Annotated in this window: 8 protein-coding genes, 1 tRNA gene and 1 other RNA gene; all 10 read left to right on the forward strand. The window is 48.7% G+C overall.

Translation table 11 applies throughout. The annotated features are described in order from the left end of the window. The first annotated feature begins 21 nt into the window (after positions 1 to 21). The 10 genes from dnaG to secY2 all read left to right on the forward strand — a co-directional run bounded on the left by dnaG (position 22) and on the right by secY2 (position 18,539). Positions 22 to 1,806: a DNA primase gene (gene dnaG, locus K1J09_RS08520; protein WP_317627838.1), complete on the forward strand. Its 1,785-nt coding sequence runs from the start codon at positions 22 to 24 to the stop codon at positions 1,804 to 1,806. 2 nt (positions 1,807 to 1,808) lie between these two features. Next, the gene (gene rpoD / locus K1J09_RS08525; RefSeq protein ID WP_002897871.1) at positions 1,809 to 2,921 is read left to right on the forward strand and encodes an RNA polymerase sigma factor RpoD; all 1,113 of its coding nucleotides are present in this window, start codon (positions 1,809 to 1,811) and stop codon (positions 2,919 to 2,921) included. A 125-nt stretch (positions 2,922 to 3,046) separates the two neighbouring features. Further along, positions 3,047 to 3,385, forward strand: coding sequence for a metal-sulfur cluster assembly factor (locus tag K1J09_RS08530; RefSeq protein WP_002904178.1), 339 nt, complete (start codon positions 3,047 to 3,049; stop codon positions 3,383 to 3,385). Positions 3,386 to 3,466: 81 nt separating this feature from the next. Then, positions 3,467 to 3,815: a transfer-messenger RNA gene (gene ssrA / locus K1J09_RS08535) on the forward strand. Positions 3,816 to 3,981: 166 nt separating this feature from the next. After that, positions 3,982 to 4,827, forward strand: coding sequence for a DUF695 domain-containing protein (locus tag K1J09_RS08540; RefSeq protein WP_223323449.1), 846 nt, complete (start codon positions 3,982 to 3,984; stop codon positions 4,825 to 4,827). A 38-nt stretch (positions 4,828 to 4,865) separates the two neighbouring features. Further along, a tRNA-Ser gene (locus K1J09_RS08545) sits at positions 4,866 to 4,953 on the forward strand. A gap of 208 nt (positions 4,954 to 5,161) precedes the next feature. Beyond that, entirely contained in the window at positions 5,162 to 12,694 is a 7,533-nt protein-coding gene (locus K1J09_RS08550) for an accessory Sec-dependent serine-rich glycoprotein adhesin (protein WP_223323487.1), read from the forward strand. A 343-nt stretch (positions 12,695 to 13,037) separates the two neighbouring features. Continuing rightward, entirely contained in the window at positions 13,038 to 16,262 is a 3,225-nt protein-coding gene (locus K1J09_RS08555; protein ID WP_223323451.1) for an SP_1767 family glycosyltransferase, read from the forward strand. A 16-nt stretch (positions 16,263 to 16,278) separates the two neighbouring features. Next, complete coding sequence (locus K1J09_RS08560; protein WP_125337859.1) at positions 16,279 to 17,283, forward strand: sugar transferase; 1,005 nt, start codon at positions 16,279 to 16,281, stop codon at positions 17,281 to 17,283. 32 nt (positions 17,284 to 17,315) lie between these two features. Continuing rightward, on the forward strand, positions 17,316 to 18,539 hold the full coding sequence (secY2, locus tag K1J09_RS08565; protein ID WP_223323453.1) for an accessory Sec system protein translocase subunit SecY2: 1,224 nt from the start codon (positions 17,316 to 17,318) through the stop codon (positions 18,537 to 18,539). Positions 18,540 to 18,542: the final 3 nt, after the last annotated feature.

Genomic DNA, 18,542 nt, shown 5'->3' on the forward strand with positions numbered 1-18,542 from the left:
ATAAATTGGAGGTATTGTCTCTTGATTGATAAAGAAATCATTTCTGAAATTAAAAACAGCGTCAATATCGTCGATGTCATAGGAGAAACAGTGGCCTTGACTAAGGCTGGGCGGAATTTCCTGGGACTCTGTCCCTTTCATGGCGAAAAGACTCCCTCTTTTAACGTTGTAGAGGACAAGCAGTTTTATCACTGTTTTGGCTGCGGCAAGTCGGGCGATGTCTTCAAATTCATTGAGGATTATCGAGGCGTTTCCTTTATGGATGCTGTTCAGATTGTAGCAGAGCGGGCAGGGATTCCCTTGGCTGTAGAGACAGCGGGCAATGACCGACCGAGACAAAGTCATCCGCATCAGGCTCTCTACGATATCCATACTGAGGCAGCGAAGTTTTACCATGCGGTCCTGATGACGACCAAGATGGGAGAGGAAGCGCGGGATTATCTCTACCAGCGGGGGCTGACAGATGATGCTCTTAAGCATTTTCAAATCGGGCTGGCTCCTAATGAGGGCAATTATCTTCATAAGAGCATGGTTGGCAAGTTTGATGAGAATACCATCATGAACTCGGGCCTCTTCAATCTGGCGGAGAATAATCTGGTCTATGATGCCTTTCAGAACCGAATTATGTTTCCACTGACCAATGACAGCGGACAGGTTGTGGCCTTTTCCGGGCGGATTTGGCAAGAGGCGGCTTCAGACGGCCATCAGGCCAAGTACAAAAACAGTCGCAGCACCGCTATTTTCAATAAAAGCTACGAGCTCTATCATCTGGATAAGGCCAAGCCGGTTATCAAGAAGAGCCATGAGGTCTATCTGATGGAAGGCTTTATGGATGTGATTGCGGCTTATCGGGCCGGGATTGAAAATGCTGTAGCTTCTATGGGAACAGCTCTGACACCTGAGCATGTCCAGCACCTGAGCAAGTATTGCAAGAAGATTATCCTGTCTTACGATGGAGATAGGGCTGGGCAGGCAGCGACTGCTAAGGCTTTAGATGAGCTGAGAGATATGACGGTGGAAATTGTTCGGATTCCAGATAATTTGGATCCGGATGAATTTCTAGCTAAAAATTCTGAGGAAGATTTGCAGCATTTGCTGAGCAAAACGCGAATAAGTAATGTGGAGTTTCTGCTGCATCATCTGAAACCAGATAATATTGAAAATCTACAGGCTCAGATTGAGTTTGTAGAGAAGATGGCGCCGATTATTGCGAAGACCAAGTCCATCACAGCTCAGAACTCCTATATTTACATGCTGGCTGAGTTGCTGCCGGACTTTGACTATCAGCAGGTGGAGCAGACGGTAAATAACAGTCGGCTGGCTGAGCGCTCTAGTCGCAGTCAGGAGGCGCCCACTCAGCAGTCTCAACCAGTCGTCATGCAGTTTTCGCCTTCGAACCGGCTGAGTCGGCTCATGAGGGCGGAAAATCATATCTTCCACCGCATGATACATCATCCTTTGATTTTGAACCAATATCGGCTGAGAGAAGATTTTGTCTTTGACTCGGAAGAATTGCAGACCTTGTATGAGATTTTGCTGGCAAATGGTGAGGTGACACCGCAGGATTTGTCCCAGCTGCCAGATCATGTTCAACAGGCTTGGTACCGCGTTTTAGAAGAAGACTTGCCGAATGAGGTTTTGGAAGATGAGTTGAAAGAAGTGGAAGAAACCAGAGAGCGGGAGATTTTGCGCAAGCATAATCAGTTTATTAGTAAGAAGATTCGAGAAGCCTCTCACAGCGGAGATACGGATACAGCCCTGTCTGAGCTGGAGCGCTTGATTGAGCAAAAAAGAAGAATGGAGTAGGAATGGCTACAAAACAAAAAGAAGTAACAACATTAGACGTTCAAATTGCAGAATTTATCCGCAACCACAAGCAGACAGGGGTTGCGACAGATGATGAAATTAATGACCAACTGGTTATTCCTTTCACTTTGGACGCTGATGGGATTGAGGATTTGCTGCAGCGCATTCAGGATGCTGGCATCTCAATTACAGATAAGGAAGGAAATCCCAGCGCGCGCGTCTTAAATAACGAAGAGGAAGAAGCAGAACTGACGGATGAAGAACTCCTAGGCAGCAATTCAGCCAAGGTCAATGACCCAGTCCGCATGTATCTGAAAGAAATCGGGGTTGTGCCCCTTCTCAGCAATGAAGAAGAGCAGGAGCTGGCTATCTTGGTAGAACAGGGAGACTTGGAAGCCAAGCAGCGTCTGGCTGAGGCCAACCTTCGTCTGGTTGTTTCCATTGCTAAGCGTTATGTCGGTCGTGGTATGCAGTTCCTTGACTTGATTCAAGAAGGAAATATGGGGCTGATGAAAGCCGTTGATAAGTTTGACTACACCAAAGGATTTAAGTTTTCAACTTATGCGACTTGGTGGATTCGTCAGGCCATTACCCGTGCGATTGCTGACCAAGCTCGGACCATTCGGATTCCGGTCCACATGGTAGAAACCATTAACAAGCTAGTCCGTGAGCAACGCAATCTCTTGCAGGAATTGGGGCAAGACCCAACACCAGAGCAAATCGCTGAGCGTATGGATATGACACCTGACAAGGTTCGTGAGATTCTTAAGATTGCTCAAGAACCGGTTTCTCTGGAGACCCCTATCGGTGAGGAAGATGACAGCCATCTGGGAGACTTTATCGAAGATGAAGTGATTGAAAACCCAGTTGACTACACAACTCGTGTCGTCCTTCGTGAGCAGCTGGATGAGGTCTTAGATACGCTGACAGACCGCGAGGAAAACGTCTTGCGCCTGCGCTTTGGTCTGGACGATGGAAAAATGCGGACACTGGAAGATGTCGGCAAGGTCTTCAATGTCACCCGCGAGCGGATCCGCCAGATTGAAGCCAAGGCCCTGCGTAAACTTCGCCATCCAAGCCGCAGTAAACCACTCAGAGACTTTATCGAAGATTAAGAACTGAAGAGTAAGAAGGGGCAGAAATTTTTCAGTAGGAAGCATAAAGTCGGCAATCCTAGCTGAAAACAAGAGCCCCTCGAGCTAACTTGAAATTTCTGCTATATCTATAAGGAGGATATTGCATGTCAGAACAAAAATACAGCCCTGAAGAAGTTGAAAAGATTAAAACACGTATATTAGAGAGCTTGGAGCAGGTCATTGACCCAGAGCTTGGGATTGATATTGTCAATCTAGGTCTAATCTATGAAATCCGTTTTAACGAGACCAATGGGGAAACAGAAATCGATATGACCCTGACAACCATGGGATGCCCTCTGGCGGATCTTCTGACTGACCAGATCTATGATGCCATGTCTGATGTTCCAGAGGTTACCAAGACGGATGTTAAATTGGTTTGGTACCCAGCTTGGACGGTGGAAAAGATGAGCCGCTATGCTCGGATTGCTTTGGGGATTCGCTAAGAACTGATAGTAAGTGCTGGCCTGCTGTTTGCAGGCTTTTGCTTTCTTTAGTAGATTCTGTTATAATGTTCTTATTGTCTTGGGGTCGTTACGGATTCGACAGGCATTATGCGGCACATTTTGCAACCCATCTAGCGGATGTAAAACGCCAGTTAAATATAACTGCAAAAAATAACAATTCTTACGCTGTAGCTGCCTAAAAACCAGCCAGCGTGACCCGATTCGGATTGCTTGTGTCTGATGACAGGTCTTATTATGAGCAAGCTACGGCAAAGTCTGGTCTAGGGATTTTGCAAGAGATTGATAGACTCGCTTGACTTGGGCTTGAGCTATGTGTCAAAGTGAAGTTAAATCAATACATAGCCTATGGTTGTAGACAAATGTGTTAGCAGGTGTTTGGACGTGGGTTCGACTCCCACCGGCTCCATTATTTTAAAGTCCTTCTAAAACGTTGAGAAATCAGCGTTTTTTGCTTTTACGATGTTCAGGAAATCTTGATTTCTATCTGAAAAAGTAATACAATGATGTTAGTGATGACAAAGGAAATATTGGTATTTCTAGTTGGTCAATTTCATAAGTATTAAGGGAAGTTGGATATGAGTTTTTTTAAGAATCTGTTTGGTAAGAAGCGAGAGCAAGAGAAAGAGAAAGTAGAAAATGTAGAAGAAGCAGAGCTTGATGTGCCTTCTGAAGATCCTTTTCCGAGTGAGTGGGGATCTTTCTCGACCTATATTGATGACAAGTTGGCTAGTATCCGTCTGAATCTTGCTTTGGCTGATAAGGCACCCTATCCTCTCTATGCCTATGCTATGAGGCTCAAGGTAACGCTTCTCCAGTACGATGGGGAGACAGGTTTTCCATCTAGTGATGAGTTTAAAGAGCTGAATGTGATTGAGGACCGGCTTTCTGAGGCTTTAGGGCAAGTCGGTGGCATTCATGTCGGTGTGATTACGACAGATGGAAATATTGAGTTTTACTACTATCTGCAAGACAAGAAAAGCCATCTAGAGCCGATTGCAAACGTGATGCGCGACTTTCCAGACCGCCGCTATGACTCGGCAACCCTAGAAGACGAGGAATGGAATCAATACTTTGATTTTCTCTATCCTAATGAATACGAGTATCAGACCATTCTCAACCAGCGGGTCTGGTACCAGCTGGAGCAGGACGGCGATGACCATAGTCAGGAGCGCGAGATTGACCATTGGGCTTATTTTGCTTCGGAGGAAGAACGGGATGGTTTCCTAAAGGAAGTCGAAGAGCTGGGCTATAGCCTCGTATCAGCTGAAAAGATAGAAGATGCTGACAAACCATATCAGCTGCATGTGATTCGTATGGATACGACGGAAATCTTTGATTTGAACCAGAATGTTTGGACTTTGGTTGAATTTGTGAAAAAATTTAACGGAAACTATGGCGGTTGGGGCTGTAATGTGGTATAATGGTTAAAGTTTTGAGAAAGCTAGGCTTTCTCTTTTGTGGAAGATTACTCAAGAGGCTTAAGAGGCTGTGTTGGAAACGCAGTAGGCGTGTAAAAGCGTGCGTGGGTTCGAATCCCATGTCTTCCGTCATAAGATGCAAAAAACGCTGTTTGGCGTTTTTTCTATTTGAAAAAGGTTATGAAAGTAAGGTGATTCTTTTTGAAAATGAGTTTTTTGGAAATGCTTGAAAACAATTTCAGCAAAAAAATAAGTAAATTATTGTTCATTTTATATAATAGTGTGGTAAAATGGGATTAATGGATTTTTAAAAAGGATATAAATTAAAGGGAGAATTATGTTTTTTAAACGTCAAAAAGGTAAGTACCACGAAGTAGAGCGTGTGACTCGTTTTAAGTTGATTAAATCGGGTAAGCATTGGCTGCGTGCTGCGACATCACAGTTCGGCCTTTTTAGATCAATGAAGGGGGGAGGCCTTTCATCGATCGAGCTCAAGGTAACGGAAGAACAAGTTACCGATAAAAAGAGCGGCATAGACTTTTTGAGGGGCATTGTCGCCACGGGAGCCGTGCTGGGCGGAGCTGTTGTGACAAGCACAACTGTCCATGCAGAAGACGGTCAGGCTCTGGAAAAGGTCATTGATACGACAGACGTTTTAGCGACACGTGGTGAAACAGTTTTAGGAGAAGAAAGCAGTGCTGCTGAAGCAGCAACCGCAACGGTAAGCTCACATACTGAGTCAGAGTCTGTATCAGATACATCCTCAGCTAGTGCCAGTGCTTCTGTCAGTGCATCTATTTCAGCCAGCATCTCAGCTTCAGAGTCAATCTCGCAGTCTAGCTCTGCCTCTATCAGTGCCAGCACATCTCAAGCAGTCTCAGATTCCTTAAGTGTATCTGAGTCTCTTTCAGTGTCTTCAAGTACATCTGATTCAGTGAGTGCATCTCAGCCAGCATCGACCTCAGCTAGCTCCAAGTCAGAATCTACTGTAAACAGTCAAAGCGCATCATCCGAAACCAATAGGTCTTCTAATAATGGCTCAGCCAGTACCTCAAGAGAAACTGCCCGTGTCCGGAAACGTCGTGATGTAGCAAATGCTCCAGATACAACCCCACCTACAATTACAGTTCCCAATGAAATAGTAGTCTATCGTGGTGAAGAGTTTGAATTTTATTTTGAAATAACAGATGACAGCGGGCAAGTTACAAATGTAGAATTAAGTACTTTTGGTCAAGCATTGAATTTATCTTGGTTAGAAATCTCACGGGATAATTTCAATGTACCTGGGAATGCTACCTCTGCTAATCCATTACGTGTTAGAGCATACGGTAGAGTTCCACTAGATGAACAAATTCCCGCTAATAAAAGCAAGGCTCAGTATACTAGAACTATTAGGGCTTGGGATGTTAACGGTCTAGTCTCTTCAAATATTCCTTTTGTAATAAAATATAGAGAGCAAACTGAAAAATATAATCCTGCAGATCCGACAATAACGTATGTAGATAGGCTTTCTAGTTTATCCTCAAGTGAGAAAAGAGCAGTAGAGGCGGCAGTAAGAGCAGCCAATCCTCAGATTCCTGAAGCTTCTAGAATTACTGTCTCTCCAAATGGAACAGTCACCATTACTTATCCAGACAATTCTACAGATACTATTACTGCAAATAGAGTAGTAAAAGATCTTGCATCAAGTCGTTCAGCTTTAACATCAGCTTCTACATCCGCCTCGACCAGTGCTTCAGTGTCTGCTAGTACCTCAGCGTCCCTTAGTGCATCGACCTCAGCGAGTCAGTCTATTGTAGATAGTAAATCTGCTTCTGTAAGTGCATCAACATCTGCAAGTACGTCAGCATCGACAAGTGCGTCCGTAAGTGCAAGTACGTCCGCGTCAACCAGTGCATCTGTATCTGCAAGTACGTCCGCTTCAACAAGTGCCTCAGTGAGCGCCAGCACGTCCGCGTCAACCAGTGCATCAGTAAGTGCAAGTACGTCCGCGTCAACGAGCGCATCTGTATCTGCAAGTACCTCCGCCTCAACAAGTGCATCCGTATCTGCAAGCACATCAGCCTCAACAAGTGCATCCGTGTCAGCAAGCACCTCGGCTTCAACGAGCGCGTCAGTATCTGCAAGTACGTCCGCTTCAACGAGTGCATCTGTGAGTGCAAGCACGTCCGCTTCAACGAGTGCATCAGTAAGTGCAAGCACCTCAGCATCGACTAGCGCGTCCGTAAGTGCGAGCACCTCGGCTTCAACGAGCGCGTCCGTAAGTGCCAGCACATCCGCCTCAACGAGTGCGTCAGTGAGTGCAAGCACGTCCGCCTCAACGAGCGCATCAGTATCAGCAAGTACCTCAGCGTCCACAAGCGCATCGGTAAGTGCCAGTACCTCCGCCTCCACGAGTGCGTCAGTAAGTGCAAGTACGTCAGCCTCCACGAGTGCGTCTGTATCTGCAAGTACCTCCGCCTCCACGAGTGCGTCCGTGAGCGCAAGTACCTCCGCCTCCACGAGCGCGTCCGTATCAGCAAGTACCTCAGCCTCCACGAGTGCATCAGTTTCAGCAAGCACGTCCGCGTCCACTAGTGCATCGGTGAGCGCAAGTACGTCCGCGTCCACAAGTGCGTCAGTGAGTGCAAGTACGTCTGCATCGACGAGTGCATCAGTATCAGCAAGCACATCTGCTTCAACGAGCGCGTCTGTGTCTGCGAGTGAATCTGCATCGACGAGCGCATCAGTAAGCGCAAGTACCTCAGCATCGACAAGTGCATCTGTATCTGCAAGCACGTCCGCATCGACAAGTGCGTCAGTAAGCGCAAGTACGTCCGCGTCTACTAGCGCGTCTATGAGTGCAAGTACGTCCGCCTCCACGAGCGCATCAGTGAGCGCAAGTACGTCCGCTTCTACCAGCGCATCAGTTTCAGCAAGCACGTCCGCATCGACAAGTGCGTCCGTAAGCGCAAGTACCTCAGCCTCGACGAGTGCGTCGGTATCCGCAAGTACCTCAGCGTCCACGAGTGCATCTGTGAGTGCAAGCACCTCAGCGTCTACTAGCGCGTCAGTCAGCGCAAGCACATCTGCGTCCACGAGTGCGTCGGTATCCGCAAGCACGTCCGCGTCAACGAGTGCATCAGTAAGTGCAAGTACGTCCGCCTCGACGAGTGCTTCAGTATCTGCAAGCACCTCAGCCTCAACGAGCGCGTCAGTTTCAGCAAGTACGTCTGCCTCCACGAGTGCGTCAGTATCTGCAAGCACCTCAGCCTCAACGAGTGCGTCAGTAAGTGCAAGTACCTCAGCATCGACCAGCGCGTCAGTAAGTGCAAGCACCTCCGCGTCAACGAGCGCTTCAGTGAGCGCAAGCACCTCAGCATCCATGAGCGCATCTGTATCTGCAAGTACGTCCGCATCAACTAGCGCCTCAGTTTCAGCAAGTACGTCCGCATCGACGAGCGCATCAGTAAGCGCCAGCACGTCTGCTTCAACGAGTGCGTCAGTATCTGCAAGCACCTCAGCTTCAACGAGCGCATCAGTAAGTGCAAGTACGTCCGCATCGACAAGTGCGTCTGTATCTGCTAGCACGTCAGCATCTACTAGCGCGTCAGTGAGCGCAAGTACGTCAGCTTCAACCAGTGCATCTGTGAGTGCAAGCACCTCAGCGTCAACGAGTGCGTCCGTATCAGCAAGTACGTCCGCCTCGACGAGTGCTTCAGTGAGCGCAAGCACCTCAGCGTCGACAAGTGCGTCCGTATCAGCAAGCACCTCAGCGTCTACTAGCGCGTCTATGAGTGCCAGCACATCGGCATCAACGAGTGCGTCAGTAAGCGCAAGTACGTCAGCATCAACGAGTGCATCCGTAAGTGCAAGTACGTCCGCCTCAACGAGTGCATCAGTAAGTGCAAGTACGTCCGCCTCAACGAGTGCATCAGTAAGCGCAAGCACCTCAGCATCAACAAGTGCGTCAGTAAGTGCAAGTACATCTGCATCGACAAGTGCGTCCGTATCAGCAAGCGCATCAGTAAGTGCAAGTACCTCAGCGTCCACAAGTGCATCCGTGAGCGCAAGTACGTCCGCCTCAACGAGTGCCTCAGTAAGCGCAAGCACCTCGGCTTCAACGAGTGCATCCGTGAGCGCAAGTACCTCAGCGTCCACAAGCGCATCAGTAAGCGCAAGTACCTCAGCCTCCACGAGTGCATCAGTAAGTGCAAGTACGTCCGCCTCAACGAGTGCATCAGTAAGTGCAAGTACGTCCGCGTCGACGAGTGCGTCCGTGAGCGCAAGTACGTCCGCCTCGACGAGTGCATCAGTAAGCGCAAGTACTTCAGCGTCGACAAGTGCATCAGTAAGCGCAAGTATGTCTGCGTCAACGAGTGCGTCAGTAAGTGCAAGTACTTCAGCGTCGACAAGTGCATCAGTAAGCGCAAGTATGTCTGCGTCAACGAGTGCGTCCGTAAGTGCAAGCACGTCCGCTTCAACGAGTGCATCTGTAAGCGCAAGTACATCAGCATCGACGAGCGCATCAGTAAGCGCAAGTACGTCAGCGTCAACGAGCGCATCCGTAAGTGCAAGCACATCGGCTTCAACAAGTGCCTCTGTTTCTGCAAGTACGTCCGCATCAACCAGTGCATCTGTATCCGCAAGTACGTCCGCTTCAACGAGTGCGTCAGTGAGTGCAAGTACGTCCGCCTCCACGAGTGCCTCCGTTTCAGCAAGTACGTCTGCGTCCACGAGTGCGTCAGTGAGCGCAAGTACCTCAGCCTCAATGAGCGCATCCGTTTCAGCAAGCACGTCCGCCTCGACAAGTGCATCAGTAAGCGCAAGTACGTCCGCATCGACGAGTGCCTCCGTAAGCGCAAGTACCTCAGCGTCAACGAGCGCATCAGTAAGCGCAAGCACATCTGCGTCCACAAGTGCGTCAGTTTCAGCAAGTACGTCCGCTTCAACTAGCGCCTCGGTAAGTGCAAGTACGTCCGCATCGACGAGTGCCTCGGTAAGTGCAAGTACGTCCGCATCAACGAGTGCCTCAGTAAGTGCAAGTACGTCCGCATCGACGAGTGCATCGGTAAGTGCCAGCACATCGGCCTCAACAAGCGCGTCAGTGAGCGCAAGTACGTCCGCATCAACGAGTGCATCTGTATCAGCCAGCACGTCAGCCTCAACGAGCGCATCCGTAAGTGCAAGCACTTCAGCATCGACAAGTGCGTCAGTAAGTGCAAGCACGTCTGCCTCAACGAGCGCATCCGTAAGTGCAAGCACTTCAGCATCGACAAGTGCGTCCGTAAGCGCAAGTACGTCCGCGTCAACCAGTGCGTCCGTATCAGCAAGCACCTCAGCGTCAACGAGCGCATCTGTATCTGCAAGCACATCGGCTTCAACAAGCGCATCAGTTTCAGCAAGTACGTCTGCATCGACGAGCGCCTCAGTAAGCGCAAGTACCTCAGCGTCCACCAGTGCGTCTGTAAGTGCAAGTGAGTCGGCTTCAACAAGCGCGTCAGTAAGTGCAAGCACGTCCGCTTCAACGAGTGCTTCAGTCAGCGCAAGTACATCCGCATCGACGAGTGCATCAGTTTCAGCAAGCACGTCCGCGTCGACAAGTGCGTCCGTAAGTGCAAGTACCTCAGCCTCAACCAGTGCGTCAGTGAGTGCAAGCACCTCAGCGTCGACAAGGGCATCTGTATCTGCAAGTACTTCAGCGTCGACGAGTGCTTCAGTCAGCGCAAGTACGTCCGCGTCCACGAGCGCGTCCGTAAGCGCAAGTACGTCCGCGTCCACGAGCGCCTCAGTGAGTGCAAGCACGTCAGCATCGACGAGTGCTTCAGTCAGCGCAAGTACGTCCGCATCGACGAGTGCGTCCGTAAGTGCAAGTACATCCGCGTCGACGAGTGCATCTGTATCCGCAAGCACGTCCGCATCAACGAGCGCCTCAGTGAGTGCAAGCACGTCAGCATCGACGAGTGCTTCAGTCAGCGCAAGTACGTCCGCATCAACGAGTGCGTCAGTAAGTGCAAGTACCTCAGCATCAACGAGTGCGTCAGTGAGTGCCAGCACGTCAGCGTCCACCAGCGCCTCCGTAAGTGCAAGTACCTCTGCGTCAACGAGCGCATCAGTTTCAGCAAGTACGTCTGCATCGACGAGTGCGTCAGTTTCAGCCAGCATGTCAGCATCAACTAGTGCCTCAGTAAGTGCCAGCACGTCCGCGTCGACGAGTGCGTCAGTATCAGCAAGTACGTCCGCATCGACGAGTGCATCAGTAAGTGCAAGTACGTCGGCTTCAACGAGTGCGTCAGTAAGTGCAAGCACATCTGCGTCCACAAGTGCGTCAGTTTCAGCAAGTACCTCCGCTTCCACGAGTGCATCAGTAAGTGCAAGTACGTCTGCATCAACGAGTGCGTCGGTAAGCGCAAGTACCTCAGCTTCAACGAGTGCGTCGGTATCAGCAAGTACATCTGCATCAACGAGCGCATCAGTAAGTGCCAGCACGTCTGCGTCAACAAGTGCCTCAGTAAGCGCAAGTACGTCGGCCTCAACCAGTGCATCCGTATCAGCAAGTACGTCAGCCTCAACGAGTGCATCGGTATCCGCAAGTACATCAGCATCAACTAGTGCGTCTGTGAGCGCCAGCACGTCAGCATCGACAAGTGCGTCTGTATCTGCCAGCACGTCCGCATCGACTAGCGCGTTAGTATCAGCAAGTACGTCTGCATCAACGAGTGCATCAGTAAGCGCAAGTACGTCCGCATCGACGAGTGCATCGGTAAGTGCCAGCACGTCCGCGTCAACCAGTGCATCAGTAAGCGCAAGTACATCGGCCTCAACGAGCGCGTCAGTGAGCGCAAGTGAATCGGCTTCAACTAGCTCATCTGCGAAAGCGAGTGAATCTGCATCAACGAGTGCATCAGTTTCAGCAAGCACATCGGCATCAACGAGCGCTTCAGTATCCGCAAGTACGTCCGCCTCAACGAGTGCATCGGTATCCGCAAGTACATCAGCATCAACTAGTGCGTCTGTGAGCGCCAGCACGTCAGCATCGACAAGTGCGTCTGTATCTGCCAGCACGTCCGCATCGACTAGCGCGTTAGTATCAGCAAGCATGTCAGCGTCCACCAGCGCGTCAGTGAGTGCAAGCATCTCGGCCTCAACCAGTGCATCTGTATCTGCGAGCGAGTCCGCATCGACAAGCGCGTCCGTGAGCGCAAGTACGTCTGCGTCAACGAGCGCGTCCGTGAGTGCAAGTACTTCTGCGTCGACGAGTGCATCAATATCCGCCAGCACATCGGCATCGACGAGCGCTTCAGTATCCGCAAGTATGTCCGCATCAACCAGTGCATCAGTATCAGCAAGTACATCCGCATCCACCAGTGCATCCGCTTCAACGAGCGAATCCACTTCAGTAAGTGCATCTGCTTTAGCGTTGGCAAGTATATCTGCTTCAGTAAGTGCCTCAGAATCCGCAAGTACTTCAGCTAGCCTGTCTGGTTCAGAAAGTGCTTCGATTAGTGATTCTCAGTCAATCAGTGAGTCAACCTCAGTGAGCACCAGCACATCAGTCTTGCATAGTCAGCTGGATCTGGTTCATGAGAAGGAATTCTATTCACTCAGCCTTTCTACTAGCGAGTCATTGTCAGCAGCGGTCAGCCTCAGCGAGCTTGCCCGTGTCAGCCAGTCTGTATCAGAAAGCCTGTCTACGAGCCTGTCAGCTAGTCAGAGCACATCTGAAAGTCTGTCCGCTTCAGCAAGACAGTCTGAGCTGGATCTGATTTCCAGAGGTCGTCTGCCTCAGACAGGGGAAACGGAGAGCAAGGCTTCCATCCTGGCTTTAGGCTTAGGAGCATTGGGCTTGGCCTTCAAGAGACGTAAAAAGAAAAGCGACTCTGAGGAGTAGCAGTAAATAGAGCCAATCAGTTTATCTTTTAGTCCGTCGAAATTTCACTCAGCTAGTGAGCTGTGGAAGTGATGGACAGAGCAAGTTATAAGGAAATAACTTGGTTATTTCTGGTGCTTGCTTCCTAAAATCCTAGACTAGAAACTAGTAAAAAGAAACCGAGAGGCTATAGAAACAGGAAGTTTTGACAACTTCCTGTTTTTTTGACAATTTAGTAGAAAAAAGTGTCCTTTATTCTGCAGGAAAGTCCTTGAGAATATAGATTTTTTGGACAATATTTTATATAATATCAAGTATAGAAATGATGTTTTAGAGTTTATGAAATGAAAGAGTAAGGGAAGAAATGAAAACGATTGTTTTGGTTGGGGATCAAGCCTATCAGGAGCAAGTTTCGACTGCAATTAAGTCGATTTTATATTACAATAAAAATGTAAAAATCTATGTTTTCAATCAGGGATTGAGCGACGAATGGTTTCGTGATTTTAATGAGCTGGCTGAGCAGCTGGATAGTGAGTTGGTCAATATCAGCTTGGAGCAAGTGACTATCAGTCCAGAGTGGCTGACTCAGGACCATATCAGCTCAGCAGCCTATGCTCGCTATTTCATTCCGCAGTTTGTGGCAGAGGAGCGCGTCCTTTATCTGGACAGTGATCTGGTGGTCAATAGAGATTTGAAGCCTTTATTTGATATTCCTCTGGAAGGCAAGCTTGTGGCAGCGGTTGGAGATGCCGGAGGTTACGGTTTTAACTCAGGAGTTCTGCTAATTGATAATCGAGCATGGAAAGAAAGGCAGCTACAGGAGACCTTTATTAAGGAAACGGACCGCATCATGGGCTTGGTTCGGTCTGGCCAGATGGAGGATTTCAACGGCGATCAGACAGTTTTAAATCATGTGCTGGCTCAGGACTGGCTGCCCTTGGATAAGATTTACAATCTGCAGGTAGGCCATGACTTGGTGGCCTTTTACAGCGGCTGGAATGGTCATTTTGAGCTAGATCAGGAACCTCTGATTATCCACTATACGACCTTCCGCAAGCCATGGAACTCGGAAGTTAGCTATCGGTACCGTCAGCTTTGGTGGGACTTTCAGGCCTTGAGCTTGGCGGAGATTTCAGCCCATCATCGGGGAGAGTTTGAGCTGCAAGACCGATGGGAGAAGGCGGCTCTGAATTGCATGCTCCTGACAGATGTACAGGAGCTGGAGCAGATTGAATTTTTAGCCCAGTCCCTGCCTAGCGTTCATTTTTATATAGCCTGTTACACAGATATGGGAGATTATCTGCGTTCTTTGGATCGCTATGAAAATATCCATCTCTATCCGCAGGTTATTCATGCTGTGCTAGATGAGCTCATTGATAAGTGCCAGGTCTATTTGGATATTCACCATGGAAGCGAGCACTATCAGCTGAGCAGTCGTTTCAAGGCGCTTGACAAGCCAGTTCTGGCTTTTGACAATACTAAGAAAAATGAAAAGGAAGAACTGGTCTTTCAGCATGAAAATCCACAGGAAATGGTGGAAAAGCTGCGCAGTCTGATGAAAAAAGAGAAGCCGCAAGCCTTTCGGGCTGTGGTGTTGGCGGCTAATGCTGCCTATAGTGAGCAGGTCTTAACCACCATTAAGTCCATCGTCTGCCACAATCGCTTTATCAAGTTTTATGTCATCAACAGTGACTTTCCGACAGAGTGGTTTGTCAGCATGCAAAAGAGACTGGCCAAGCTGGACTGCCAGATCGTTAATGCTCGGGTGTCTGCTTCGCTAGTGTCAAATTTTAAAACGGATATTAGTTATACAGTTTTCCTGCGCTATTTTGTAGCGGATTTTGTTGAGGAAGACAAGGCTTTGTATTTGGATTGCGATATCGTTGTCACGCGGGATTTAAGCTCCCTATTTGAAACAGAACTTAGAGATGCACCACTTGCTGCGGTCAAGGATCTGGGTGGGCAAGTGTATTTTCATCAGCACATCTTTAATGCTGGGTTCTTATTAATCAATAATGCCCTTTGGAAGCAGGAAAATATTCGCCAACGTTTGATTGAACTGACCAATGAATGGCATGACAAGGTACCGTCTGGTGACCAAAGCATTCTCAATATGCTTTTTGAAAACCGCTGGATGGAGCTGCCTTTTGCTTATAACTGCATTACGCTGCACACGATCTTTTCGGACTATGAACCTGAAAAAGGTCTCTATCCGCCGGTGATTCACTATCTGACCGAGCGAAAGCCTTGGAAAGAGTACACCCAGTCCATCTATCGTGAGGTCTGGTGGTTCTATCAGGGATTGGATTGGTCGGATATGCAGGAGCCAGTCGGAGCCCTGACTCAAAAGATGGTGGAAGGTGAAGAGGGCTCAAGTCTGTCCTGCCTAGTCTACACCTACTCTTGTGACCTGATGCATATCAACTATCTGATTCAAGCCCTGCCTGCCTGTCATTTCTACATCGCGGCACCGGTAGTGGTAGCAGAGCCAATCACGCGTCTGCTCCAGTATCCTAATGTCAGCGTCAGTTCAGATATTGCGGGCATTCCGGCTCTCTTGGAGTCGCTGGAAGCCAAGTCTCAGCTGCTGTTGGATATCAATGCCGGTGATGAGGTGGGGGATATTATTGCTCGCTTTAAGTCTGCTGGCAAGTCAGTCTTTGCCTTTGACAGCACAGCCCATGGCCAGCAAGGGCAGGAAGTCTTTCCAGCTGATAACCCTGAAGTCATGGTGCAGGCTATTGAGAAGCTGGGCTTAGCCGAGCCTGAGGAGCGGCAGATTTCTGTACTCTCTATCGACCAATCACTGGATTATCTCTTAGAGAAAGGTGCTTCAGTGGTTCGCTTTGGAGATGGGGAGATGGATTTGGTTGCGGGCCGTAGTATCGTCTATCAGGACTTTGATCCAGAACTGTCAGCGCGTTTGAGAGAGATTATGTCTATGGAAAGCGATGAGCATTTGATGATCTGTCTGCCCGATGTCTTTACAGGGCTAGAGCGCTATTCCATTGATGCCCAAAATTTTTGGAGTCTAAATCATTTGCCACATTTTCTTGAGAAATATAAAAATATTTGCCAAGCACCTTGGTACGGATCGACCTTTATTTCTCGTCCTTATATCGACTTGGAAGATAAGACGCCGTCTGCGGGCTACTTTACAAAGCTTAAGCAGCTATGGCAGGACAAGGACCTCTTGATAGTAGAGGGCTTGACTTCCCGCTCTGGTGTGGGCAATGACCTCTTTGACGGGGCTAAATCCATCAAGCGGATTATCTGTCCTTCTCGCAATGCCTACAGCAAACTGGAGGCCATCAAGCAGGCTGTTCGAGAGCATGCGGATAATCGTCTGATTTTGACCATGCTGGGTCCGACGGCCAAGGTCTTGGTCTACGATCTGGTTCAGGAAGGTTATCGGGCCCTGGATATTGGACATATTGACTCAGAGTATGAGTGGTTCCAGATGGGGGCTACGCACAAGGTCAAGCTGTCGCACAAGCATACGGCTGAGCACAACTTTGATCAGGATATTGAGTTTAGGGATGACCAGGCTTATGACAGTCAGATTGTTGCCAATCTGGCTCAGGAATGAAGATTAGAAAAAGAATATGAAAGTTAATATTACCAATCTATACGGTATGTCTGGCCAGAGTACGGCTTTGATTGCCCAGAATGATGTGACCAAGCTAGCCAAGCAGCTGGGCTTCAATGAACTGAGTTTTTATTTTTACGATATTTACAGCGACAGCCAGTCGGAGCTCAGTCGGCGTCTGGACGGTATCATGGCCAGTGTAGGCTATGGCGATGTGGTTATCTATCAGTCGCCCACTTGGAATGGCCGGGAGTTTGACCAGGCCTTTATCAGCAAGCTGAAGATTTTGCAGGCCAAGTTGATTACCTTTATCCATGATGTGCCGCCGCTGATGTTCCCGTCAAACTACTATCTGATGCCGGAGTATATCGATATGTATAATCAGTCCGATGTGGTTATCGTCCCTTCTGAGCAGATGCGGGATAAGCTTCTGGCAGAGGGTCTGACTGTGGACAAGATTTTGATCCAACGCATGTGGGATCATCCCTATGATTTGCCCTTGCACCAGCCTCAGTTTGCGCCTAAGCTGTATTTCGCGGGAAGTGTGGAGCGTTTTCCGCATCTGAGCAACTGGTCTTATGCAACGCCGCTGGAGATTTTTTCGCCTGAGGAAGAATCAAATCCAGATGCCAATGTTAGCTATCGCGGCTGGGTCAGCCGGCCAGAGTTGCTTTTGGAGCTGTCCAAGGGCGGTCTAGGTCTGGTCTGGGGCGTTGAGGAAAATCCAGCAGACGAGCCGGAATACTATGGTCTCAATATCTCTCATAAGTCTGCCACCTATCTGGCAGCTGGGATTCCGGTCATCGTCCCTTCTTACCTGTCCAATGCAGAGCTGATTCGCGAGCGCGGTCTGGGCTTTGTAGTAGACAGTCTGGAAGAGGCCAGTCGGATCGTTGAAAATCTGACTGCAGAGGAATATCAGGCTATGGTCGAGCGGGTTAGAAAGTTCTCTTTCCTGCTCAAGGAAGGTTATTTTAGCAAGAAAGTCTTAGTAGATGCGGTGATGGAAGTCTTATCTTAGAGCCTTTCCAGCCATCGTCATGAGGAGTCAGTGTGAAGTCATTTTTTAAACCGGTCATTATCAAAAAGTTTCTGTGGACCTTATTTTTCTTATTTATCTATGTCTTGGGAACCAAGCTGACCCTGCCTTTCATCGATATGATTAAGGCAGCTGCCATGGACGGGACCTCTACTACCTTGAACTATGCGACAGCCCTGATGGGTGGGAATCTGCGCAGTATGTCGCTCTTTTCTGTCGGCCTGTCTCCTTGGATGTCCTCTATGCTGATCTGGCAGATGTTTGCTGTGTCCAAGCGCCTAGGCTTGAGTAAGCTCCCTCTGGAAGTGCAGGAAAGGCGGCGGATGCTGCTGACTTTGGTCATTGCCTTGATACAGTCTGTGGCACTGGTCCTAAACTTGCCATTGCAAGAAGCAGGTGGGGTGGATATGACTACGATTATGGTCTTAGATACCTTGGTCTTGATGGCTGGGACTTATTTTCTCATCTGGCTGACGGATTTGAATGCTGCTATGGGACTTGGCGGCTCCATCATGATTGTCATGGCCAGTATGATTGCCTACATTCCGCAGGATATTTGGAACTCCATTCAGGAACTGAAGATTTCTTCACTTTGGCTAGCCTTGATGCTGGTTTTCAGTCTAGTCTTTCTCTATCTGGCTGTTACAGTTGAGCGGTCCAAGTACCGAATTCCAGTCAATAAGATCAATATCCATAACCGTTTTAAGAAATACTCTTATTTGGATATTCGTCTGAATCCTGCTGGTGGGATGCCGATTATGTACGCTATGACCTTGGTCAGCATTCCCCAGTATTTTCTTTTGATTATCCACTTTCTCCAGCCGGACAATCAGCTGATTGATCAGTGGATAGAAGCGCTGTCTATGGGAAGTCCAGCTTGGTTTATCCTCTATCTGCTGACCATTTTCATCCTGGCGCTGGCCTTCGCCTTTATCAATATCAGTGGCGACCAGATTGCTGAGCGGATGCAAAAGAGTGGAGAGTATATTGAAAATGTTTATCCGGGAGGAGCAACCCGCCGGTATATCAATGGTTTGGTAACCTTTTTTGCACTAGTGGGAGCTTTCTATCTTATCCTGATTTCTGGCCTGCCTATGATGGTGGTGCTTCTGGACATTCGCTATCTGCGCCTCAGTATGATTCCGGGGATTTTTATGATTTTTATCGGAATGGTCTTTTCTATTAAGGACGAGGTGGATGCCTTGACGCTTAATGACCGTTATCGTTCATTGTTGTAGGAG

It is taken from the genome of Streptococcus sanguinis, assembly GCF_019928825.1.
Taxonomy (GTDB): domain Bacteria; phylum Bacillota; class Bacilli; order Lactobacillales; family Streptococcaceae; genus Streptococcus; species Streptococcus sanguinis_L.